Source organism: Ruegeria sp. AI2, assembly GCF_056541275.1.
The window spans coordinates 1-789 of sequence record NZ_JBQFYB010000073.1 but is presented as its reverse complement, the minus strand read 5'-3'; the positions used below and the strand labels follow the sequence as shown (position 1 = coordinate 789).

At 61.0% G+C, this 789-nt stretch carries 1 protein-coding gene; it reads left to right on the top strand.

Annotated elements, in window-relative coordinates; all coding sequences use genetic code 11:
• Positions 1-789: elongation factor Tu (locus ACR0LL_RS21235; protein ID WP_480589300.1), on the top strand; the 789-nt coding region annotated here is incomplete at both ends.

Here is a 789-nt window from a genome sequence, read left to right as displayed (position 1 = left end):
TCCCGAAGATGGTCGTGTTCATGAACAAGGTCGACCAGGTCGACGACGAAGAGCTGCTGGAACTGGTGGAAATGGAAATCCGCGAGCTGCTGTCTTCGTATGAATACCCCGGCGACGATGTTCCGATCATCGCAGGGTCGGCTCTGGCCGCGATGGAAGGCAACAACCCGGAAATCGGCGAAGAGAAGATCAAGGAACTGATGGCGGCTGTTGATGAGTATATCGACACCCCTGAGCGTGAAGTTGACAAGCCGTTCCTGATGCCGGTCGAAGACGTGTTCTCGATCTCGGGCCGTGGTACCGTTGTCACGGGCCGTGTCGAGCGTGGCGTGATCAATGTGGGCGACGAGATCGAAATCGTCGGCATCCGCGACACCCAGAAAACCACCTGCACCGGTGTTGAGATGTTCCGCAAGCTGCTGGACCGCGGTGAAGCGGGCGACAACATCGGCGCCCTGTTGCGCGGGATCGACCGTGACGGTGTTGAGCGTGGCCAGGTTCTGTGTAAGCCGGGTTCGGTGACCCCGCACACCAAGTTCGAAGCCGAAGCCTATATCCTGACCAAGGAAGAGGGTGGCCGTCACACCCCGTTCTTCGCGAACTACCGTCCGCAGTTCTACTTCCGGACCACGGACGTGACCGGCACCGTGACCCTGGCCGAAGGCACCGAGATGGTCATGCCCGGTGACAACGTTGGTTTCAGCGTCGAACTGATCGCCCCGATCGCGATGGAAGACGGTCTGCGCTTCGCCATCCGCGAAGGCGGCCGCACCGTCGGCGCCGGCGTCG